This is a genomic window from Rhizobium sp. P40RR-XXII, from assembly GCF_012641405.1.
GTDB lineage: Bacteria > Pseudomonadota > Alphaproteobacteria > Rhizobiales > Rhizobiaceae > Rhizobium.
In genome coordinates, this window is the sequence record NZ_JABAII010000003.1 from 232,302 (window position 1) to 255,234 (window position 22,933).

Below are 22,933 nucleotides of genomic sequence, written 5' to 3' on the forward strand. Positions count from 1 at the left end.
CATGGCTTTGACCCTTGAAAGAGAGGCCGCACCGATCGTGACCAGACATCGTACATTCGGGCAGGATCTGATCGCGGTAGCGGCCATCGTCGTCGTGGCCGCCGCCGGCTACCTGCTGTTTCCGGATAATCTCGCTCTTCTCACCCGGCTGATCGCGATCGCGCTCCTCGTCCTGTCGCTCGATCTCGTCACCGGCTATTGCGGCGTGGCGACCCTCGGCCACGCGGCGCTGTTCGGCGCCGGTGCCTATGCCGCCGGCATCGCATCCGCCCATTACGGCATCAACGATCCCTTGCTGATGACGCTTGCCGGCATTATCGGCGGCGCTGTCGCCGGCCTGATCTGTGGCGTCGTCATATTGCGAGCGCATGGACTGCCGCAGCTCGTGCTGTCGATCGCGCTGGTCTATCTCTTTCACGAATTCGCCAACAAGGCATCCAGCTGGACGGGCGGCAGCGACGGCTTGTCGGGCATATCAGCCGATCCGCTGTTCGGCGCTTTCGAGTTCGATCTCTACGGGCATACGGCTTACTTCTATGGCGTGGCACTGCTGCTGATCGCGCTGGTGCTTTTGCGCTTTCTCGTCCGGTCCCCCTTCGGCATGCTCTGCCGCGGTATCCGTCAGGACCCGTTGCGCATCCGTGCCATGGGCGCCTCGCCGAAAGTGGCGTTGATCAGGATGTATATGATTTCCGGCGCTGTTGCCGGCATCGGCGGCGCGTTGAATGGGATCTCGACGCAGGTCGTCGGCCTTGACAGCCTGTCCTTCACGCAATCGGCCGAGGCGCTTGTCATGCTTGTCCTCGGCGGCACCGGATCGCTGTTTGGCGCGCTCGTCGGCACGCTGATCTTCATGCTGTTCGAGGACTACGTCTCCGCCGCCAATCCCTTCCATTGGCTGACGATCGTCGGCGCTTTGCTGATCCTCGTTGTTCTCTTCGCGCCCAAGGGCATTTACGGCACGGCCGCTGCCTATGTCGCCCGCCGCAGAGAGGAGATGCGGACATGAGCGCGATTTTTGAGGTCGTCAATCTGAAGAAGGCGTTCGGCGGCCTGACGGTGACCAACAATGTCAGCCTGTCGATGGCGCCGGGAGATCGCGTCGCGCTGATCGGCCCGAACGGCGCCGGCAAGACCAGCTTCGTCAACCTCGTGACAGGCAATCTGCCTGCCGATTCCGGCGAGGTCCGTATCGCCGGCCAAAACGTCAACAAGGTCGACGCCATCGGCCGGGTTCGACGCGGCTTGGTGCGCTCGTTCCAGGTGACTAGGCTATTTCAGGACATGACGCCGGCCGAGCACATCGGCATGGCGGTGCTGCAGCGGGCAGGCCGCTCCGGCCGCATGTTCGGCAACTTTCTCGCCATGCGCGACGTCATGGCCGAGATCGAGGAACTGCTCGGCACGCTCGGCCTTGCCAATCTCATGCATCGCAAGGTCAGCGAGATCGCCTATGGCCAGCAGCGCCTTTTGGAGATCGCTGTCGCCATGGCCCTGAAGCCGAAAGTGCTTCTGCTCGACGAGCCCGCCGCCGGCGTGCCGCAGAGCGATACCGGCCGCATCGAACAGGCGCTGGCCGATCTGCCCGCCGATCTCGCCGTGCTGATGATCGAGCACGACATGGATCTCGTCTTCCGCTTCGCCAAGCGCGTGGTGGTGCTGGCGGCCGGCACGATCATATTCGACGGGTCGCCGAAAGACGTGACACAGGATGCGCGTGTGCGCGAAGCCTATCTTGGGAGCTACGCCAATGCCGGCCACGCCGCTTGAAGTCGAAAATCTGTCGGCCGGCTACGGGCCGACGCGGGTATTGGAAGGTGTTTCCTTTTCCGTGCCGGCCGGCGGTCGGCTTGCCGTGCTCGGTCGCAACGGCATGGGCAAGAGTACGCTGCTTGCCACCCTTGCCGGCCAGACCCGGCGCTATGATGGCCACATCCGGCTGGGCTCGGCCGATATTGCCGGCCTGCCGAGCGCCCGGCGCGCCCATCAGGGCCTCGGCTACGTGCCGCAAACGCGCGATGTCTTCCCGACGCTGACGGTGGAGGAAAATCTCTCTGTCGGGCTGAAGGGACGGCCGAAAAGCGCCTTGCAGGAGGCCTATGATATGTTTCCGCGTCTGAAGGAGCGGCGCAAAAACCTCGGCAGTCAGCTTTCCGGCGGCGAGCAGCAGATGCTGTCGACCGCCCGAACGATCCTCGGCCGTCCCTCTGTCCTTCTTCTCGACGAGCCGTTGGAAGGGCTCGCACCCGTCATCTGCGAGGAGTTGATGGCGGCCTTCGCCAAGCTTGCCAAGTCAGGCGATATGACGATCCTGCTCGTGGAACAGCGCATCCAGAGCGCGCTGGATTTCGCAAGCGATGTCATTATTCTGGAGCGCGGCCGGCTTGCCTGGAAGGGGACGCCCAAGGCGCTTGCTCGGGATCATCATGCGGTCGAACGTTTGCTTGGTGTCGGTGGCCTGCACTAGCGATCTTGCTTCAGGCCGTGCCCAATAGCGGTGCGGCTTTGCATCGAACGGCTCGCCATGGTCCCGATCAGGCAATTGCGATGACTGCTTCATTTGGCGTAAACTTTCCGCCTGCTTGATTTTTGAGGAGGTGTGAGATGGACCGTTTCACCGGCGGCTGCTTGTGCGGCAAGGTGCGGATTGTCGCGGCGGGGCGCCCCTATCGGGTCGGCATTTGTCATTGTCTCGACTGCCGCAAGCACCATGGCGCGCTTTTCCATGCCTCCGCGATCTTTCCCGAGGATGCGGTGACGATCGAAGGCGAAACACGCGACTACGCCGGCCGGTTTTTCTGCCCGTACTGCGGCTCGCCCGTTTTCTCGCGAAGCGCGGACGAGATCGAAGTGAACCTGGGGTCTCTGGATGCCCCCGATCAATTGACGCCGACCTACGAGCTCTGGACCGTCCGCCGCGAATCCTGGCTGCCGCCGTTTCCGCTCGCGAGACGATATGATCACGATCGCGAGGGAACGAGCCGCTTCGAGGATTAGGTCGTGCTCGCCGCAAGCTTTATGATGACAAAAATTGAGGACGACAGCCGGTTTCGGTGAATCTTGTTGACGACAAAACGTTGACGATTTATCGATATATTATCATCGTTATTCTGCTGGAGGCGGATTTGTCGGAGAACACTTCGGGTCGTTGGGATTTCTGGATCGATCGCGGCGGCACCTTCACCGACGTCATCGGGCGCGATCCGGCAGGTATTCTCCATGCCCGCAAAGTGCTCTCGGAAAATCCTGAGGCCTATCGCGATGCGGCCGTTCATGGCATCCGCCTGCATCTCGGCCTCGGCAAGGGCGAGCCGGTTCCTGAAGGAACGATCGGCGAGGTGCGCATGGGCACGACGGTCGCCACCAATGCGCTGCTTGAGCGTAAGGGCGAGCGCCTTGCGCTGGTGACGACGAAGGGTTTCCGCGATGCGCTACGCATCGGCTATCAGGAACGCAAGAAGATCTTCGCGACCGAGATCGTCAAGCCGGAAGCGCTTTATGAGGATGTCGTCGAAATCGAGGAGCGGGTGTTGGCCGACGGCACTGTCGAGCTCGCTCTGGATGAAAAGGCGGCCGAAACGGCGCTACGTGACCTTCTCGCCAAGGGCTACCGCTCTGTCGCCATCGTTTTCATGCATGCCTATAAATTCCCGGCGCACGAGGCTGCCGTTGCCAGGATCGCGCGCTCCCTGGGCTTCGAGCAGGTTTCCGTTAGCCATGAGGTCTCGCCGCTGATCAAGCTCGTTGGCCGTGGCGATACGGCTGTCATCGACGCCTATCTCTCGCCGGTGCTCGGCCGTTATATCGGCCAGGTCTGCGATGAGCTCGATGTCGAGCGCACCAGTGCGCGCGTCATGTTCATGATGTCGTCGGGCGGATTGACGGCCGCCGATATGTTCCAGGGCAAGGACGCGATCCTCTCCGGCCCGGCCGGTGGCGTGGTCGGTCTTGCAAAGACCGGCGAACAGGCGGGCTTTGCCAATGTCATCGGCTTCGACATGGGCGGCACCTCGACGGATGTGGCGCATTTCGACGGCGAATATGAGCGCGCCTTTGAGACGGAAGTGGCCGGTGTCCGCGTGCGCGCGCCAATGATGCTGATCCATACCGTGGCCGCCGGCGGCGGCTCGATCCTGCATTTCGACGGCGACCGCTTCCGTGTCGGGCCGGATTCTGCCGGCGCCTTTCCAGGGCCGGCCTGCTACCGGAATGGCGGTCCGCTAGCCGTCACCGACGCCAACGTCATGGCCGGTAAGCTGCCGCCGGAATTCTTCCCCTCCATCTTCGGCCCGAACCAGGATCAGCCGCTCGATGTCGAGACGGTGCGGGCCAAGTTCGCGGCACTCGCAGTCGAAATCGGCGACGGCCGCAGCCCGGAAGACGTCGCCGATGGCTTCATCCGCATCGCGGTTGCCAATATGGTCGAGGCGATCAAGAAGATCTCCGTTCAGCGCGGCTATGACGTGACGCGTTATGCGCTCAACTGCTTCGGCGGCGCCGGCGGACAGCACGCCTGCCTGGTCGCCGACGCGCTCGGGATGAAGAGCATCCTTTTGCATCCGATGTCCGGCCTTCTCTCCGCCTATGGCATGGGGCTCGCCGATATCAGGGCAACGCGCCAGAAGGCGCTCGGCGTTTCACTTGATGACGCCGCACCCGCCGCCATCGCGGCACTTGGCAGCGAATTGCGCGGCGAATGCGTGCCCGAACTGGAAGCGCAAGGCGTCGCAACAGCTGAGATCAAGACGGTCCAGCGCGCCCATATCCGCTATGCCGGCACCGATACTTTGTTGGCGGTCGAGACGACTTTCCCCGAGATCGACGATCCGGCGCGTCTGCGCGGCCAGTTCGAGACGCTGCACAAGCGCCGCTTCGGCTTCGTTGCAGAGGACAAGCCTCTCGTCGTGGAGGCCGTCGAGATCGAAACGATCGGCGGCGCGGCTGCCGATATTGCGGTCGAGCTCGAAGCCGCAGCCGAAGGTGAGGCACAGGCCGCAAGGCGTATTGCCTTCTACTCAAGCGGTGCAAACCACGATGCGGCCGTCGTCCTGCGCCAGGCGATCAAGCCCGGCCAGACCGTTACCGGCCCGGCCATCATCATCGAGCCGAACCAGACGATCGTCATCGAGGACGGCTGGCAGGCGCAGCTGACGATCAAGGATCATATCGTCCTCAAGCGCATCAAGGCGCTGCCCGAACGCAATGCCATCGGTACCAAGGCTGATCCCGTCATGCTGGAGATCTTCAACAATCTCTTCATGTCGATTGCCGAGCAGATGGGCATGACGCTGCAGAACACGGCCTATTCGGTCAACATCAAGGAGCGGCTGGATTTCTCCTGCGCCGTCTTCGATGCGGAAGGCAATCTGGTCGCCAACGCACCGCATATGCCGGTGCATCTCGGCTCGATGGATGCGTCCGTCGCAACCGCGATCCGCGAAAACGCCGTCATCCAGCCGGGCGATGTCTTCCTGATCAATGCGCCCTATAATGGCGGCACGCACCTGCCTGATCTGACCGTCTGCACCCCGGTCTTCGACGATGCCGGCAAGAATATCCGTTTCTGGGTCGCCAGCCGCGGCCATCATGCCGATATCGGCGGCATTTCGCCGGGATCGATGTCGCCACTCGCCACCCACATCGAGGAGGAAGGCGTCTATATCGACAATTTCAAGCTGCTCGATTGCGGTCGCTTCTGTGAAGCCGAGCTTACCAAGCTGCTGACGGGTGCGCGCTATCCGGTGCGCACGCTCGCCCAGAATATCAACGACCTCAAGGCCCAGGTCGCGGCCAATGAAAAGGGCGTGGCCGAGCTGAAGAAGATGATCGTCCACTTCGGCGAAGATGTCGTTGATGCCTATATGGGGCACGTTCAGGATAATGCCGCCGAGAGCGTGCGCCGCGTTCTCGACCGCCTGTCGGATGGCGAATTCAGCTATGAAATGGATCAAGGCTGCAAGATCGTCGTCCGGATTTCGATCGACAAGGACAAGCGCGAGGCAACGGTCGATTTCACCGGCACCTCGGCGCAGCGCCCGGATAATTTCAATGCACCGCAGCCGGTGACGCGCGCTGCCGTGCTCTATGTCTTCCGCGTTCTCGTCGAAGCCGATATTCCGATGAATGCCGGCTGCCTGAGGCCAATCCGCATCATCATCCCCGAAGGCACGATGCTGACGCCGGAATATCCGGCCGCCGTCGTTGCCGGCAATGTCGAGGTCAGCCAGGCCGTGACCAACTGCCTGTTCGGTGCGGTCGAAGCGCTTGCCGCCGCGCAAGGCACGATGAACAATCTGACCTTCGGCAATGATGCCTATCAATATTACGAGACGATCTGCTCGGGTGCGCCGGCGGGGCCGGGCTTCAACGGCGCCGATGCGGTGCACACGCATATGACCAACTCGCGGCTGACGGATCCCGAAATCCTCGAGACGCGGTTCCCGGTCGTGCTGGAGGATTTCCACATTCGTCCGAATTCCGGCGGCCGCGGCAAATGGAATGCCGGCAACGGCACGCAGCGCACCATCCGCACGCGCGAAAAGCTGGAATTCGCGATCCTGTCGGGACATCGGCGCGTAGCGCCCTTCGGCGTCAAGGGCGGTGAAGCCGGGCAGACGGGCCGCAACTATGTCCGTCGCAACGACGGCAGGATCGAAGAGCTGATCGGCTCGGCCCATACGGTGCTCGATGCGGGCGAGGCCTTCACGGTCGTCACCCCCACCGGCGGCGGCTACGGAAAGCGGGACAAATAGGAATGTAATGCTGGAGCCGAGCGGCGTTCGACCGCTCGGCCTGTTGATCTGCAGGGGCTTGATCCGGTTCGAAGGAGTTTTCAGGTGACGTCCGAGGAAAAGAGTGAACGACGCGAATTGATCGTCTCGTCAGCCCATCTTGCTGGCGGCAGCTCGCCGGCCCTGTCGGAGCTGGAATACGGGTCGATCCTCTTTTCCCATGCCTTCAATCGATGGCTGGTTCGCTGCATGGCGGCAGCCGGCGTGCCCGGCCTTTCGCCGGTCGAGATCCTGATTATTCATTCGGTGCGGCATCGCGACCGGCCAAAGACGCTCGCTGATCTCTGCCTCGTCCTCGATATCGAAGACACGCATGTCGCCAATTATGCCGTCAAGAAGCTCGAGGCGGCGGGGCTCGTCAAAAGCGGCAAGGCCGGCAAGGAAAAGACGATCCGGGTCACCGACAAGGGCCTGGACGCATTGAAGCGCTATACTGAAATTCGCGAGCGACTATTGGTGGAGGCGACGAAGGTCTCCGGCCTGTCGCAGGACGGCCTTTCCGACATTGCTTCGCATCTCAGGGCATTGTCCGGCTATTACGAACAGGCCGCGCGCTCGGCCGCGACGCTGTAAGCAGCGAAGAGAGCAAGCGACCGCCGCCGATTCTCGGCTGCCTGAAGGGCCTCTTTCCGTCAAGATCACGATCTCGTGCCTGACCCTCGAACCGGAGCGTCAACCCCAGCCCCTTATCTATTCTGCCGCGCCATACCTATATTAGGCTTGTGTGATCCGTTGGCGGCGTTCGTTCGTCCAACGATCTGTATTGGCCGAACGATGGGATCCAGTTTTTACCACCGTGCGACTTTTGGAAATTGCTGGCTTCGCACGATAGCAAAAGTGTGCTTTTTTTGACCGAAAGGGGAATGGTGTAAAAAATTCCATGAACAACGATAGTTTCGAGCTGAAATTTTGGGGCGTGCGGGGAAGCATCCCTGTATCGGGACCGGAATTTGAGCGGTACGGCGGCAATACGTCATGCATTGAGTTACGGCATGACGGCAGGCATATCTTATTCGACGCCGGGACGGGGTTGCGTGAAGCGGCGGCGTCTCTGGCCAAGGAGGGGGTCCGCGACATCGATCTCTTCTTCACGCACTCGCATTACGACCACATCATCGGCCTGCCCTTCTTCAACGCCATCTATGATCCGAGGGTCAGCGTCGATCTCTGGTCCGGCCATCTTGCCGGCAAGACGACGACCCGGCAGTTGATCGGCCAGTTCATGCGGCCGCCATGGTTCCCCGTCGAACCCGATATCTGTCGTGCCGAGATGAGTTTTCGCGATTTCGCCGCCGGCGATACGCTGAAGCCGCATCCCGGCATCGTCATGCATACGGCCAGGTTGAACCATCCGGGCGGCTGCATCGGCTATCGCGTCGAATGGTCGGGCCGGGTCATCGCCATGGTCTACGACACCGAGCATATAACCGGTAAGCTGGATGAGGCCGCGCTGGCCCTGATGGCCGATGCCGACCTCGTAATCTATGACGCGACCTATCTCGAAGCCGAGATGCCCAAATATATGGGCTTCGGCCATTCCACCTGGCAGGAGGGCGTCAAGCTCGCCAAGAAGGCCGGCGCCAAGCAGCTGGCCTTGTTTCATCACGCTCCCGGCCGCACCGACCGCGAGCTGGACGACATGCAGCGCGATGCGCAGCAGAGCTTCCCCGGTGCATTCGTCGCCTTTGACGGGCAATCGCTGCAGCTCTGAAGCCTGCCGCGCGAGGCGAGTTCCATGGCACTGCGCTAATTGATAAAATTGCCGACCGGCCGCCATTCGATGGCGGCATGGCCGGCTGTTTCCTCAAACAGGGCCTCGACGAAACCCCAGGCAAGATCATCGTGGACGAGATGGTGCGTCATCACGCCGATCGGCTCGTCATTGCCGTTAAAGCGGTTCTGAAGCTCTTCCACGAGGCGCCCGATCACTTCGGCATGCGGCAGGCCTCCACGCATGCCATGCCATCGCATGATGTCGATATGCGTGTTGACCAAGCCGATGGGTGCCTGCTTGGCCAGCCCGAAGATGGAAACGGCGCGATAGCCAAAAGGTTCGAGATGCGGCAACAGCGCATCGTCGATCCGGTTCCACGGCGGCACCAGCAACGGGACGAACTGCGCGGGATAAAGGGTTTGCAGCTTGTCGAAGCCGCGATGAAGTTCATCGAGCACGACCGTCTTTGGCCGGTGCGGGCCGAGCTCCTGCTTCTTGGTATCGTCAGGAGCATAGTTCCGATGCGTCCAGCCATGCACCGTCGCTGTGATATGGCTTTCACCCGCCAGTCGTTCGGCCAGCGGCTTGCCTGTCGGCCCCGGAATGATCGCGAGTGCCATCGGCACGTCGAACCGATTGGAAAGCGATAGTAGCTGGTCGAGGGCAGGGGTCGGCTCGATGGCGTCGTCGTCTCGAAACCAGAACTTCGCCGTTCGCCCCGTCGCGCTCCAGCGCCGCAACTCGTCGCGCAAGGGCTGCCACTCGGCTCTATCGCTCATAACGGGTGTCTCCCAGATAGTTTCGAAGAATGGTTTCAAGCCGCTTCGAGGCGGCAATCAGGGAACGCTCCTGGTGAACGAAGCTATAGGCAGCGTCCGCCATGGCCTGTCGCTGCTGCTGATCGCCGAGAAGCCGCGAAATCGCATTGGCATAGGCCCCCACATCGCCCTCCGGCGTCAGCAATCCCGTTTTGCCCGCCATCACCACCTCCGGTACGCCAGCCGTCGCCTGTGCGATCACGGGAAGGCCTGCCGCCTGTGCCTCGAGATAGGCGAGGCCATAAGCCTCGTTGCAACCGGGCCAGACATAGAGGCCAGCGGTCGCAAGCTCCTTTGCGATCTCCGCGGTGGAGCGCTCCCCGCGCCAGCCTATCCGTCTCTCGTCGAAAGTGGAAAAAAGCGACCTTACTTCGGCCCGCATTGGTCCATCGCCGATGATGGTCAGGGTCCAATCCTGGTCGCGGATGAGATCGAGTGCTTCGGCCAGTATGGTGTAGCTGTCGAACTTGTCGCCCTTGCGCAGCATCGCCACGGTGATCAGCCGCCGCGGATCGGAGGACGAGCGAGCAAAGGGCGCGGCATCGATGAAGGGCAGGAAACGCTCGTAGCGCCCATCCGGGATTGCCTCCTTGAGGCCGGTCCGGTCCCTTTCGGTAAAGCACAGATTGACGGCGGCAAGCCGTACGGCGTCGGCGATGAGGCGCTGGTTTTCACCCCAGCCGTTTTCGTCATGGCGGCGGGAATAGGATGCCTCCGCCGTGACATAGGGAATGCCGAGCCCTCTCGCGATGGATAGACCGATAAGATCGGGGGTCTTGTAATAGGGGTGGTAGGTGAACCATAGGTCGGGTGCCATCTCGTCCTGCCAGCGCTCAAGCAGGCGACCTACTTCGCCTTCCGCCCGCCGGGCGATTTCCATGCGCGGACCGGCTTCCGGCGTTGGCGTGAAGCTTCGCAATTGCGAAGCGACGTCGACCTGATGTCCGGCCATTTCCAACGCCGCGATGATCTGGCGCGCCATCAGCCGATCGCCCGAGGGGACTGGGTGGCCAGGGGACTTCAACGGGGCGTAAAAGGCGATCTTCATACTGTCGGCACGTGGTTGACGATTAAGTGATGGTACGAGCGCGAATTGTGAGACGTTTGCCCGAATTCCGACCGGTTGCGTGACAATAAGGTCCCTGCTTCAAAAAGCCGCATCCTCGACAGTGTGCGGCGTTGCGGCTAGATGAATAGGCGATAGCCGTTTTCCCACCGGTTGTGAACGGGCAATATACATTGGGTTTGATGACCATCGAGGCAAGAAAGCCAATCATGTCCGATCGCCTCGTGCGAAAGCTGCGCCTTGGCTCCGGTTTGATCGTGTTCGCCTTCGTGATCATGCATCTGGCCAATCATGCCCTCGGGCTGATTTCGCTCGGCGTGGCCGAACATGCGCAACGATGGTTCATGGCGGTCTGGCGCAATCCCGTGGGAACCGTGCTTCTTTATGGAGCCCTGATCGTTCACATTCTGCTCGTGCTGCGGATGCTTTACCGGCGCCGCACGCTCGTCATGCCCGCCGGCGAGGCCTTCCAGATCGTCACGGGCCTGCTGGTGCCGTTGCTCCTGATCGATCACATCGTTGCGACCCGCATCGTGCATGAGATTTATGGCTATCACGACACCTACCGGGCGATCGTGCACAGCCTTTGGGTGACATCGCCGGTCAACGGTGCGCGTCAGTCGCTGGTGCTTCTGATTGTCTGGCTTCATGGCTGCATCGGCGTTCACTTCTGGCTGCGCTATCGCCCGTGGTATATGGCGATCGCACCCGTGATGCTGTCGCTCGCTATCGTTCTGCCGGTTCTTGCGCTGCTCGGCTTTGCCGCAATGGGCAAGACCGTGACGCACGAGGCTGCCCAGGAAGATGAACGCGGCTACAGTGGCGGCTATTATAGCGACCTGCGAAGCTATGGCGACAAGGGGTCGGTGCCGGGCGGTCAGATAGCCGAGACCCTATGGCCTTATCGCGCCGGGTTCTATGGGGCCTTCAGCCTGTCGATCGTCGCTCTCTTCGGCTTTCGCGCGCATCGGAGATTGCGTGAGCGGCAATATCAGGTCGCCATCCGTTATGCGGGCGGCGAGGTCGTGCATGCGCCGCGCGGCTTCAGCGTGCTCGAGGCAAGCCGCCTTGGCGGCATTCCGCATTATTCGGTCTGCGGCGGCAAGGGACAGTGCTCTACCTGCCGTGTCCAGATCATCGAGGGCGTAGAAAACCTGCCGCCGCCGGAGCCGCTGGAGCAGAAGACGTTGACCCGGATCGGCGCCACGCCGGACGTGAGGCTCGCGTGCCAGCTGCGCCCGACCGGCAATGTCAGCGTCCTCCCGCTTCTGACGCCGATGGCCGAGGCGACGATCCCAGTCTACAGCCAGACCGCCAGCCCCGGCCGCGAGCGCGAGATTGTCGTGTTCTTCTGCGATCTGCGCCATTTCACCTCGCTGACGGAATCGCGCCTGCCCTTCGACATTGTCTTCCTGCTCAACCGCTATTTCGCCATCGTCGGCCGCATCATCGAGGAGAACGGCGGCCGCATGGACAAGTTCATCGGCGATGGCGCCATGGCGCTCTTCGGCCTGCGCACCACACCGAAGGAGGCAAACCGGCAGGCATTGAAAGCTGCGGCCGCGATCGTCCAAGAGATCGACAAGCTCAGCGCGGAACTGGCCGACGAACTGGCCGCGCCGCTTGAAATCGCCATCGGCCTTCACAGCGGTTCGGCCGTGGTCGGTTCGATGGGGTATGGCAGCGTCAAGAACGTGACGGCGATCGGCGACACGGTCAATGTCGCCAGCCGACTGGAAAGCGTTGCCAAGGAGTTCAACAGCGCACTCGTCTTTTCCGAACCGGTGGCCCAGCTTTCCGAGGTCGATACGCAGGGCGTTGAAAGCCGCGAGATTGCCGTTCGCGGCCGCGGCGAGCCGCTGCGGGTCTATATCGTTTCGAAGGAAACGAGCAGCCGCTTTGCCTGATGCCCCAGGCAGGACACGGGCAGCGCATCAGCCGATGTTCTCCGTTTGCAACGGCAAGACCCTAGTGTAGGGATGCTCGGCATGTTCGACCGCAAGATGCTCACAAGAAAATACTGGCGACGCGCCTTTCGCAGAAAACGGGATGCGATCGCCACCCGCCTCTTCGATACGCGCCTGGGCCGGGACATCCTCGTCAGCGCGCTCGGCCCGCGCGTCAAGATGATGATGGTGGATTGCGGCGACCATGTCCTGAGCTTCTCACCGGCCGATTACATCGGCCGCAAGGTGTTTCGTAAAGGCCATTTCGAGCGTGATCATGTCGACCGGCTGCTGAGCGTGCTGCGCGAGCGTTGCCTGCTGCGCAAGGGCTCCGTTCTTCTGGAACTCGGCGGCAATATCGGCACGCAAACCTGCTATTTTGCCCTCAGCGGCGCCTATGACCGCATTGTCAGCGTCGAGCCGGACCCGCGCAATTTCCGGCTTCTGACGATCAACATTGCCGACAACGGCCTGCAGCAGATGGTGACGGCGGTCAATTGCGCCGCCGGCGATCGCGGCGGGCAGCTCGACTTTTACCTTAATCACAAGAATCACGGCAAAAGCAGCGCGTTGCGCCAAAGCGCAACCGACGAGAAAATCTCCGTTCCCGTCCTGCCCGTTCCCGATATTCTGCTACAGGCCGGCACCGAGCCTGCCGATATCGGCCTGATCTGGATGGATATCGAAGGCTATGAACCGGTTGCCTGCCGTTCGATGCATGCGTTGATGGAACGCAAGGTGCCGCTCTATATGGAATTTACCCCTGCCTTCTACGGCAAGGATCATGCCAGGGGTTTCATTGCCGATCTCGGCAAGTACTACGGCGAATGTCTCGCATTTTTCGAAGACGGTGAGCGGATCATGAAAGTCGTTGAGCTGCCCAGCGAAGGCGAGCAGTTCGATGTTCTGTTTCTGCGCTGAAACCAGAGCGGTCCGCTTTTCCTGGAAATGCCTTAGCGCCGCCGATAGATGAAATAGCGCCCTTCCTTGACGGCTTCGGGCAGGGGCAGCGCCTGAAGATCCGGATGCTCGAGGGGAAGGCCGCTGACGGCGATCCCGCCTGAAGCGAGCACGCCGGCCATGATCCCGGGCAGCCAGGTCAACGTCACCGCGTCCTTGTCCTCGTAGCCGGTGCCGATATCCGCATGGGCAAGCGAGGCCCTCGCACCGACGAAGCTCTTGGCAGTATCCTTGATTTCACCAAGGATGAGATTGTCAGCCGACGGCATGGACGGGCCATAGGCATTGGCTGCCCGATCGAATGCGACGATGCGGCGATCAGGGAAAAGTTCGCGCAGGTGGTCGAAGGTGCGGCCATTGCCGAGCCCCAGTTCCAGCACGGGACCGTCAAGCGTTCTGACCTCGTCGGCAACGGCATTGAGGATGTCGCGCTGCGCGCTCAGGCGGCGAATGAAACTATCCAGGCGGCTCATCGTATTAGAAATATCCTTGGCGTTTTGGTGCCTTCATTCGCGGCAGTAGCACGGCTGGCATATGACGTCGACCGCCCGCTGGTTTTTCGGCGTATTTGCTGTAGGGATAGATTGTCGCGGCGCTCACTGAAGGGGAATATCATGGTCGAGCCATCCAAGGATGATTTCTTCCATAGACTCACGGGCTTCACCCGCTTCGAGGGCGTGACTGACAGCGCCAATTATCAACCGCTGCCGGACGACTGGCTGATTGCGATCGCCGATATCGTCAGCTCGACGAAGGCGATTGCCGCCGGCCATTACAAATCTGTCAATATGGCAGGCGCCAGCGTGATTTCCGCCGTGCTCAACGCATTGGAGAGAGGCGATTATCCCTTCGCCTTCGGAGGGGACGGCGCATTGGTGGCGATCCCCCCGTCGGGCGAGGAGCGGGTACGGCATGCGCTGGCGGCTGTCCGGGCCTGGGTGATGGAGGAATTGCAGCTCGACCTGCGCACGGCCCTGGTACCGATGACGGTGATCCGCGGCGAGGGCCTGGACGTGCGGGTCGCACGCTTCAGCCCGAGCGACTACGTTTCCTATGCCATGTTTTCCGGCGGCGGGACGAGCTGGGCCGAAAGGCAGATGAAGGCGGGGCAATTCATCGTCGAGGCGCTGCCGACAAAGGCGGAGCCGGATCTGACCGGTCTTTCCTGCCGTTGGAACCCGATCAAGGCGCAAAACGGCGAGATCGTCTCCATCATCGCCATTCCCGGCGAGGCCGGCAACGACGCAAGCTTTCAGCGGCTGGTTGCCGATATCATTGCCATTTCCGCCGAGCAGAACCGCGACGGCCATCCGGTCCCGGTCGAAGGCCCAACGCCTGTATTGAGCTTCGGCGGGGCGGATATCGAAGCGCGCGCCGTGGCCGCTCCGGCCGATCGCTGGTGGCGGAAGCTGGCCATCGATGCGCAGATCGTCCTCGTGTGGATTCTCGACAGGTTCGGCGTCAGGGCCGCGACCTTCGATGCCAAGATCTATCGGCGGGACCTTGCGGCGAATTCCGATTTCCGCAAATTCGACGATGGGCTGAAAATGACCATCGACGTCGATGCCGCGCACCTCAAGCGCATCGAGGCGCGTCTGCTGCAGGCCGAGGCCGAAGGTGTCTGCCGCTTCGGGCTGCACCGGCAGGACAGCGCCCTGATGACCTGCTTCGTGCCGACCCCGCTCATGCGCGACCATATGCATTTCATCGATGGTGCGAGTGGAGGATATGCGATGGCGGCAATGGCCCTGCGGGAAAAGAAGCCGCCGGTGCTTGCCGCAGGCGAGTGATTTTCGCGTAATGGAGCGGTGACGCGACGGGAAGGCCATGGGTCGCGGTTGCGATTTTTATCGACCTGCCGCGTTTTTACCCATTGTTTCAGCGTCATATGCGCCTTATCTCAAAGAGAACAAAATGAGAGTCGTCGCTTGCGGCGATTGTGTTTTGCTGCATTTCATATGCGGGGGCGTGGGAGAAATGCAGCCGAATTTTCTGGCGTCGACATGACCTGGTGAAGGAAAGCATCGACGCTGTCGCATGATAACTTTGTCCGACCTCAAGCCGATGGGCAGGGTTACGGAGATGGCGGCTTTCCATGGCCGGGACGAAACATCAGGCATTTCAAGATAGGCCGCGGGGATAATGACTATTCATTCGAGTGTTTCCGATCTTCTTCTCGATAAGGTGGCGGAATGGCTGACGCAGGCGGCGTTGACCGGCGAAAACCTGGAGACCATCGTGCGGGGCTTCTGCGAGCGCATGGCGGCGACGGGAATGCCGCTCATTCGCGTGCATCTGACCTTTTCCATGCTGCATCCGCTCTATGACGCTCTTGGGTTTACCTGGCGACGGGCCGGCGGTCTGACGATCGAAGGCTATCGCCATGTGAACGATAAGCCCGAACGCTTCATGCAGAGCCCCTATTACTATCTCCTGTCCAACAATCTTCTGCATCTGCGTCGGCGGATCGATGTGGATGGAGCCGCGGAGTTTCCGATTTTCGAGGATCTGCGCAAGGAGAAGGTGACCGACTACATGGCCTTCGTGCAGACCTTCGGAGCCGGCTCGGTCCAGGGCATGATGGGCTCCTGGTCCACCGACAGCATCGGCGGCTTCAGCGAGGAGATGATTGGAGCGCTGATGCGCATGCAGAACCATCTCGCCATGGCGGCCAAGATGGCGGTTCTGGGTAAGCTCGCCAACAATATGCTGACCACCTATCTCGGTGGCGATGCCGGCAAGCGCGTGCTGAACGGGCAGGTCCGCCGCGGCGACGGCGAGACGATCCGTGCGGCCCTGGTCATGGGCGATATGCGGCAATCCACCGTCTATGCCGAGAAGGAAGGGCGACAGGCCTATATCGACACGCTGAACGAGTTCTTCGATGCGATCGCAGCGCCCTTCAACCGCAATGGCGGCGAAATCATGAGCTTTCTCGGCGATGGTTTTCTGGCGGTCTATCCCTGCGGCCGGCACAAGGATCCGTCCAAGGTGGCCTGTGAAGCCGCGCTATCGGCCGTCTTCGAGGCACAGCGCCGCGTTGCTGCTCTGAACAAGGATCGCCGGTCGCGCAATTTGAGCGAGGTGCGTTACGGAATAGGCCTGCATGTCGGCAACGTCATGTTCGGCAATGTCGGATTGAAGGATCGGTTGACCTTCTCGGCCTTCGGCGCCGCCGTCAACGAGGTGGAGCGGCTGCAGTCCCTGACCAAGAAATATGGAACGGAGGTTGTCGCGAGCCAGGCCTTTTCCGGCTACACCGACTGCGAGTGGGGAACGCTCGGCGAAGAAAAGCTGCGCGGCGTGCGCCAGCGCTTTACCGTGGTCTCTCCGATGGCAGCCGCCATTGCCAACGGCACGGTGGAATTTTTCCACGACACCGCGGCTGACGGGCTCTCCGAAGCCGAGCAGGTCATCCTCTTGCACAGGGATGCCAAGAAGTTCGAAGGCCGTGTTCAAGTCGAAAACCTGACCCAGTGACCTCCGCCGCCGCCTGGTTCAGCATAGGCCGATATATCACTGGAAAGACGACAGATTTTTTACAGTCTTTGCACCGCTTTGACCAGCTAGACACCCGTTATGCCCTACGTTAGTGTGCCGCCTAAGGCCACAAAGGTCATGTGAGCGGGAAGTAATATGTATGGCGTCAGGGACTGATCTACTGCGTGTTGAGAACCTCGACGTCTCGTTTTCCCTTTACGGGGACAATCTGCGTGTCGTCAAAAACGCCGGTTTGCGGGTGCTTCCCGGCAAGGTCACGGCGCTCGTCGGCGAGTCGGGCTCCGGTAAGTCCATTATCAGCCAGTCGATCATGGGCATCCTGCCGGCGCCGGCGACGGCGACGGGGCGAATCCTTTTTACCGACCCGCTCGACGGCAAGACCACAGATCTGCTCCAACTGCCGCGTGACGGAGCCGCCATGCGCAGGCTGCGCGGTGCGCGCATGGCCAAGATCTTCCAGGAGCCGATGACGTCGCTGTCGCCGCTGCACACGGTGGGCAACCAGATCAGCGAAGTGCTCCGCATTCACAGCCCCGGCATCAGCAGGGCGGAACAGCGCGAGAAGACGGAGGAAATGCTGAGCCTTGTCGGCTTTCAGGATCCTTACCATACCTTCGACATGTATCCCTTCCAGCTCTCCGGCGGCATGCGCCAGCGTGCGATGATCGCCATGGCGCTGATTTGCAATCCGGCGCTTCTGATTGCCGATGAACCGACGACCGCGCTTGACGTCACCATCCAGGCGCAAATTCTCGGGCTGCTGCGCAATCTCCAGCAGACCTTCAACATGGCGATGCTCCTGATCACCCATGATCTCGGCGTCGTCGCCAATATGGCCGACGAGGTCGTCGTCATCTACCATGGCGAGATCATGGAGGCCGGGCCGGTTGAAACGATTTTCCGCCAGCCGCAGCATCGCTATTTGAAAGCCCTGATGTCGGCGGTGCCGCATTTCGACATGAAACCGGGGGAGCGGCTGAAATCCTTGCGGGATGTTCCCGTCAATCTCGGCACTTTCTCCGGCAAGAAGAAACTGATCGGCCACGTCGCGCCCGCTGCCGGCACGACGCCCGATGTCCTGCTCAGCGTGCGCAACCTGACCAAGACCTATACATCGAAGGCCGGCGGCCTGTTCGGCAGGCGGAACGGCACGAAGTTCCGCGCGGTCGATAATGTCAGCTTCGATATCCGCCGCGGCGAATGTCTTGGCTTGGTCGGCGAAAGCGGCTGCGGCAAGACGACGGTGAGCAAGATCCTCATGCGCGGTATCACGGCCGACAGCGGTTCCGTCAGCTTCGACGACGGCAGCGGCAAGATCGACGTGCTTTCCGTCAAGAGCGACGAATTGATGGATCTTCGCACGAAGATACAGATGGTCTTCCAGGATCCGGTTTCATCCCTTTCTCCGCGGATGACGATCCGCAATATTCTGAGCGAGCCCCTGGAGATCCATGGGCATGGCGACAGCGCCGAGCGCAAGGAGAAGGTCGAGGCGCTGATGCAGGCGATCGGCCTCGACAAGCATTTTCTCAGCCGCTACCCGCACAGCTTTTCGGGCGGCCAGCGCCAGCGCATCGGCATTGCCCGTGCCCTGGCGCTTGGGCCGAAGCTTCTCATCCTGGATGAACCGGTCTCGGCGCTCGATGTGTCTGTGCAGGCGCAAATCCTGAACCTCCTCAAGGACTTGCAAAAGGAACTCGGCCTGACCTACCTGTTCATCTCGCACAATCTCGCCGTGGTCGACTATATGGCCGACAGGATCGCCGTGATGGCGCGGGGACGCATCGTCGAAATCGCGCCGCGCGAAATCATCCTGCGCGATCCCGTTCATCCCTATACGCGCTCGTTGCTCGCCGCAGTCCCGTTCCCCGATCTCGACCGCCCTTTGGATTTCTCCGCACTGAACAGCGAGGGGCCGGCCGCCAAACAGAAATGGGGGCCGCAATTCTCTGAAGAAGCGGACGGAGAGCTTGCCTATGCGGATCTGGGGGGCGGACATTTCGTTCGCGCCCGCCGGGGCGTCGAAGCCCAGGAGCTGCGTAAATGGTAACGCGGCGGACCTTTCTCGGCCTGCTGGCCTCCACCATATTGCCGTCGCCTCTCGCCGCCGCGGAGGTCGACAACGAGCCGGAATATCTCGCCGATTGGCTGCGCGCCGGTCAGATGCCGCATCTTGCGAAGCGGCTGCCGAAATTTCCGCGCGTCGTCGACGTGGCTGCCATGGGGCGCGTGCCCGGCCGCTACGGCGGCTCCGTTCGCATGATCATCGGCAGTCAGAACGATATCCGTCTCATGACGATCTACGGTTATGCGCGCCTCGTGGGTTATGATCGCACGCTGACGCTGCAGCCGGATATTCTGGAATCCTATTCCGCCGTCAACGATACGGTCTTCACCTTCAAGCTGCGTGACGGACACAAATGGTCCGATGGACATCCGTTTACCGCCAACGACTTCCGCTACTGGTGGGAGGATGTCATCCTCAACAAGGAACTGACACCGGGCGGCGGAGCGCTCGAATTGCGTCCGCACGGAAGCCTGCCGAATTTCGAGATGCTCGACGAGCTGACGGTGCGTTACACCTGGGATGACCCCAATCCGAATTTCCTGCCGATCCTCGCCGCTCCGCAGCCGCTCGTCATTGCCGGGCCTGCCCACTATCTCAAGCAGTTCCATAAGAAATACCAGGACAAGATTCGTCTCTCCTCGCTGATGCAGGAAAACAGGGCGAAGAAATGGCAGGACCTGCATATCAAGATGGGCCGCTCGTACCGCCCTGAAAATCCCAATCTGCCGGTGCTCGATCCCTGGAAAAACACGACGGCGCCGCCGGCCGAGCAATTCGTGTTCGAACGCAACCCCTATTTCCACCGCGTCGACGAGAACGGCCGGCAGCTGCCCTATATCGATCGCCTTATCCTGAACATCAGCTCGTCGTCGATCATTCCGGCCAAGACAGGTGCTGGAGAAAGCGACCTGCAGGCAACCGGCATAGACTTCAACGACTATACCTTCCTGAAGGAGGCCGAGAAGCGCGATTCGAGCAAGATCAAGGTCAATCTCTGGAAGGCGGCGCGTGGGTCGCGGGTTGCCCTGTATCCCAATCTGAACAGCGCCGACAACGTCTGGCGCGACCTCTTGCGCGATGTTCGGGTGCGCAGGGCGCTGTCGCTTGCGATCGATCGTCACGAGATCAATATGGCTGTCTTCTACGGTCTCGGAACAGCAAGCGCCAACACGGTATTGCCCGACAGCCCGCTTTTCAAACCTGAGTATGCCTCTGCCTGGATCGAGCACGATCCGGATCAGGCCAATGCTCTTCTGGACGCTGTCGGCCTTGGCAAGCGGGATAAAGACGGCGTCCGCCTGCTGCCAGACGGTCGGCGAATGGAAATCACCGTTGAGACACCGGGCGAAAGCACGCTCGATTCCGACGTGCTGGAGCTGGTCACCGATCACTGGCGCAAGGTTGGCATCGCACTTTTTATTCGCGTGTCCCAGCGTGATATTTTCCGCAGCCGCGCCATGGGCGGCCGCATTCTGATGTCGCTGTGGTATGGCCTCGACAATGGTGTGGCAACGGCCGACATGAATCCAGGCGAATTGGCACCGACGACTAATGACCAGATGCAATGGCCGCTTTGGGGCATGTACTATCTGTCGCGCCAGACGCAAGGGGTGGCTCCGGACGTGCCGGAGGCGGCAGAGCTGATCAAGCTGCTGGGCGAATGGGAAGAGGCTGCCTCCTCCTTCGAGCGCGCCGAGGTCTGGCACAAGATGCTGAAGATCTATGCGGACCAGGTTTTCTCCATCGGTCTGATCAACAGCACTTTACAGCCGGTCGTGCATTCGGCCCATATGCAGAACGTGCCGGAAAAGGCGCTTTACGGCTTCGATCCGACCTGCCTGCTCGGCGTCTACATGCCGGACACCTTCTGGATGAAGGAGGATCGTCCGAATGCTTAGATATATCCTCTGGCGCATCGCGGTCATGCTCCCGACGCTGGTCGTCATCTCGATGCTGGTCTTTACGATCATCCAGCTGCCGCCTGGCGACTTCTTCGATAGCCAGATCGCCGAATTGCGCGCCCAGGGCGACACCGCGAATCTTCAGGACATGGAGAATCTTCGCCACGAATACGGGCTCGACAAGCCCTTGCCGCTTCAATATCTGCACTGGGCTGGAGGTATGCTGCACGGCGATTTCGGCTATTCCTTCGAATATCAGCTGCCGGTCTCGGAGGTCGTCGGCGATCGGCTCTGGCTGACCATCCTCGTATCGATGACGACGATCCTTTTGACCTGGTTGATCGCCTTCCCGATCGGCATCTATTCCGCCACCCATCAATATAGCTGGGGCGATTACGGGCTGACCTTCCTGGGGCTGCTCGGCATCGCCATTCCGAACTTCATGCTGGCGCTGATCCTGATGTATTTCGCCAATGTCTGGTTCGGCGTATCGATCGGTCATTTGATGGATCAAAAATATCTGTCGCAGCCGATGAGCTGGGAAAAGGCGCGCTCGATCCTGTCGCACCTGTGGATTCCGGTCATCATCGTCGGCACCGCCGGCACGGCGGGCATGATCCGCCGTCTGCGCGCCAATCTGCTTGACGAGATGCAGAAGCAATATGTCGTCACCGCGCGCGCCAAGGGGCTGCACCCATTGAGGGTGCTGGTGAAATATCCGTTGCGCATGGCGCTGAATTTCTTCGTCGCCGATATCGGATCGATCCTGCCCTCGATCATTTCCGGCGCCGAGATCACCGCCATCGTGCTGTCTCTGGAAACGACCGGCCCGATGCTGATCCGGGCCTTGCAGAGCCAGGACATGTATCTTGCAGGCTCCTTCCTGATGTTCCTGGCCTTTCTCAACGTCATCGGCGTGCTGATCTCCGATATCGCCCTTGGCTTTCTCGATCCCCGCATCCGCTTGCAAGGCAGGAGCACAAAGTGAGCGTATCCCTGCCAAAGCCCGGTGCCCCCCTGGAGCACTACGTCTCGAATGCGGATTTCGATCCGGATCAGTTCGAGACCATGTCCGCCGGCCAGCAACGCTACTACATGGCTTCGCAAAAGAAGCTGATGTGGTGGAAGTTCAAGAAGCACAAACTTGCGCTTGCATCAGGCATTTTCCTGCTACTGGCCTATGGCATGATCGTGATTGCCGAGTTCCTGGCGCCTTACGGGCTGCATACCCGCAATGTCGACTATATTCACTCGCCGCCGCAGATGATTCATCTCTTCGACAAGGGCAATTTCGTCGGGCCGTTCGTCTACGGCCGCAAGATGACGCTCGATATCGAGACGCTGCGCCGGATCTATACCGACAACCCCTCCGACGTGCAGCCGATCCGCTTCTTTTGCCGCGGCGACGCCTATCGCTTCTGGGGGCTGGTGGATTCGAACGTTCATGTGGTTTGCCCGGCTGTCGGCGGCCAGATGTATCTGCTCGGAACGGACAGGCTCGGTCGTGACGTCCTGTCGCGCGTCATTTATGGCGCGCGCATATCCCTGACGATCGGCCTGATCGGCATTTCAATCAGCTTCCTGCTCGGCATCGTCATCGGGGGGCTGGCCGGCTATCATGGCGGTCTTTTCGATCTTCTCGTGCAACGCGTGATCGAGGTGTTGCAGTCGCTGCCGAGCCTGCCCCTGTGGATGGCGCTTGCAGCGATCATGCCGGTGAGCTGGAGCCCGATCATCGTTTACTTCGGCATCACCATCATTCTCGGCATACTGGACTGGACCGGGCTTGCGCGCGCCGTGCGCTCCAAGCTTTTATCCTTGCGCGAGGAGGACTATGTGCTTGCCGCGCAACTGATGGGGGCAAGCACGCCGCGCGTCATCGGCCGTCACCTCATCCCCGGCTTCATGTCGCACCTGATCGCTACCGCGACGATTTCGGTTCCGAGCATGATTCTCGGCGAAACTGCCCTAAGTTTCCTCGGATTGGGCCTTCGGCCGCCGATCACCAGTTGGGGCATCCTGCTAACCGAGGCCAAGAACGTTAGCGTGATCGCCTTCTATCCATGGCTTCTTTTTCCGATGGTCCCCGTGATATTGGTTATTCTGGCGTTCAACTTTTTAGGAGACGGGTTGCGCGATGCCGCCGATCCCTACAAATAGCAGGGTGA

At 60.9% G+C, this 22,933-nt stretch carries 18 protein-coding genes; 15 read left to right on the plus strand and 3 right to left on the minus strand.

Going from position 1 to position 22,933, the window contains the following annotated elements; all coding sequences use genetic code 11:
* Position 1: 1 nt before the first annotated feature.
* The 7 genes from HGP16_RS07485 to HGP16_RS07515 all read left to right on the plus strand — a co-directional run bounded on the left by HGP16_RS07485 (position 2) and on the right by HGP16_RS07515 (position 8,502).
* Positions 2-1,009 carry a branched-chain amino acid ABC transporter permease gene (locus tag HGP16_RS07485; RefSeq protein ID WP_168839380.1) on the plus strand — a complete coding sequence of 336 codons (1,008 nt, stop codon included), beginning with the start codon at positions 2-4 and terminating at the stop codon, positions 1,007-1,009.
* Entirely contained in the window at positions 1,006-1,770 is a 765-nt protein-coding gene (locus tag HGP16_RS07490; protein WP_168839381.1) for an ABC transporter ATP-binding protein, read from the plus strand. The genes HGP16_RS07485 and HGP16_RS07490 overlap by 4 nt, the downstream gene beginning before the upstream one ends.
* Positions 1,751-2,467, plus strand: coding sequence for an ABC transporter ATP-binding protein (locus tag HGP16_RS07495; protein WP_168839382.1), 717 nt, complete (start codon positions 1,751-1,753; stop codon positions 2,465-2,467). The genes HGP16_RS07490 and HGP16_RS07495 overlap by 20 nt, the downstream gene beginning before the upstream one ends.
* Before the next feature lie 137 nt (positions 2,468-2,604).
* Positions 2,605-2,997, plus strand: a complete 393-nt coding sequence (locus tag HGP16_RS07500) for a GFA family protein (RefSeq protein WP_168839383.1) — start codon at positions 2,605-2,607, stop codon at positions 2,995-2,997.
* Positions 2,998-3,125: 128 nt separating this feature from the next.
* Positions 3,126-6,752 (plus strand): hydantoinase B/oxoprolinase family protein, encoded by a 3,627-nt coding sequence (locus tag HGP16_RS07505; RefSeq protein WP_168839384.1) that lies wholly within the window; start codon positions 3,126-3,128, stop codon positions 6,750-6,752.
* Positions 6,753-6,836: 84 nt separating this feature from the next.
* Positions 6,837-7,364, plus strand: coding sequence for a winged helix DNA-binding protein (locus HGP16_RS07510; RefSeq protein WP_168839385.1), 528 nt, complete (start codon positions 6,837-6,839; stop codon positions 7,362-7,364).
* 307 nt (positions 7,365-7,671) lie between these two features.
* Complete coding sequence (locus HGP16_RS07515; protein ID WP_168839386.1) at positions 7,672-8,502, plus strand: MBL fold metallo-hydrolase; 831 nt, start codon at positions 7,672-7,674, stop codon at positions 8,500-8,502.
* A gap of 35 nt (positions 8,503-8,537) precedes the next feature.
* On the opposite strand, the gene HGP16_RS07520 is transcribed toward HGP16_RS07515, so the two are convergent.
* Positions 8,538-9,284: a polysaccharide deacetylase family protein gene (locus HGP16_RS07520; protein WP_168839387.1), complete on the minus strand. Its 747-nt coding sequence runs from the start codon at positions 9,282-9,284 to the stop codon at positions 8,538-8,540.
* On the minus strand, positions 9,274-10,371 hold the full coding sequence (locus HGP16_RS07525; RefSeq protein WP_168839388.1) for a glycosyltransferase family 4 protein: 1,098 nt from the start codon (positions 10,369-10,371) through the stop codon (positions 9,274-9,276). Before HGP16_RS07525 ends, HGP16_RS07520 begins: the two co-directional genes overlap by 11 nt.
* Positions 10,372-10,571: 200 nt before the next feature.
* Between HGP16_RS07525 and HGP16_RS07530 the strand changes: the two genes are divergently transcribed.
* Together HGP16_RS07530 and HGP16_RS07535 are read left to right on the plus strand one after the other, a co-directional pair.
* Entirely contained in the window at positions 10,572-12,296 is a 1,725-nt protein-coding gene (locus tag HGP16_RS07530) for an adenylate/guanylate cyclase domain-containing protein (RefSeq protein ID WP_168839649.1), read from the plus strand.
* 81 nt (positions 12,297-12,377) lie between these two features.
* The gene (locus HGP16_RS07535) at positions 12,378-13,256 is read left to right on the plus strand and encodes an FkbM family methyltransferase (protein WP_168839389.1); all 879 of its coding nucleotides are present in this window, start codon (positions 12,378-12,380) and stop codon (positions 13,254-13,256) included.
* 32 nt (positions 13,257-13,288) lie between these two features.
* Here the strand turns inward: HGP16_RS07535 and HGP16_RS07540 are convergent, their stop codons facing one another.
* Entirely contained in the window at positions 13,289-13,768 is a 480-nt protein-coding gene (locus HGP16_RS07540) for a class I SAM-dependent methyltransferase (protein ID WP_168839390.1), read from the minus strand.
* A 141-nt stretch (positions 13,769-13,909) separates the two neighbouring features.
* On the opposite strand from HGP16_RS07540, the gene HGP16_RS07545 reads away from it, so the two are divergent.
* From HGP16_RS07545 to HGP16_RS07570, 6 genes are all read left to right on the plus strand, one after another.
* On the plus strand, positions 13,910-15,085 hold the full coding sequence (locus HGP16_RS07545) for a DUF3095 domain-containing protein (protein ID WP_168839391.1): 1,176 nt from the start codon (positions 13,910-13,912) through the stop codon (positions 15,083-15,085).
* A gap of 352 nt (positions 15,086-15,437) precedes the next feature.
* On the plus strand, positions 15,438-16,775 hold the full coding sequence (locus tag HGP16_RS07550; RefSeq protein WP_168839392.1) for an adenylate/guanylate cyclase domain-containing protein: 1,338 nt from the start codon (positions 15,438-15,440) through the stop codon (positions 16,773-16,775).
* Between the two features lie 160 nt (positions 16,776-16,935).
* Positions 16,936-18,846 (plus strand): ABC transporter ATP-binding protein, encoded by a 1,911-nt coding sequence (locus HGP16_RS07555; protein ID WP_168839393.1) that lies wholly within the window; start codon positions 16,936-16,938, stop codon positions 18,844-18,846.
* Complete coding sequence (locus tag HGP16_RS07560) at positions 18,840-20,762, plus strand: ABC transporter substrate-binding protein (protein WP_168839394.1); 1,923 nt, start codon at positions 18,840-18,842, stop codon at positions 20,760-20,762. Before HGP16_RS07555 ends, HGP16_RS07560 begins: the two co-directional genes overlap by 7 nt.
* Positions 20,755-21,753, plus strand: a complete 999-nt coding sequence (locus tag HGP16_RS07565; RefSeq protein WP_168839395.1) for an ABC transporter permease — start codon at positions 20,755-20,757, stop codon at positions 21,751-21,753. Before HGP16_RS07560 ends, HGP16_RS07565 begins: the two co-directional genes overlap by 8 nt.
* Complete coding sequence (locus tag HGP16_RS07570) at positions 21,750-22,925, plus strand: ABC transporter permease (protein WP_168839396.1); 1,176 nt, start codon at positions 21,750-21,752, stop codon at positions 22,923-22,925. The genes HGP16_RS07565 and HGP16_RS07570 overlap by 4 nt, the downstream gene beginning before the upstream one ends.
* The last annotated feature ends 8 nt before the right edge of the window (positions 22,926-22,933 follow it).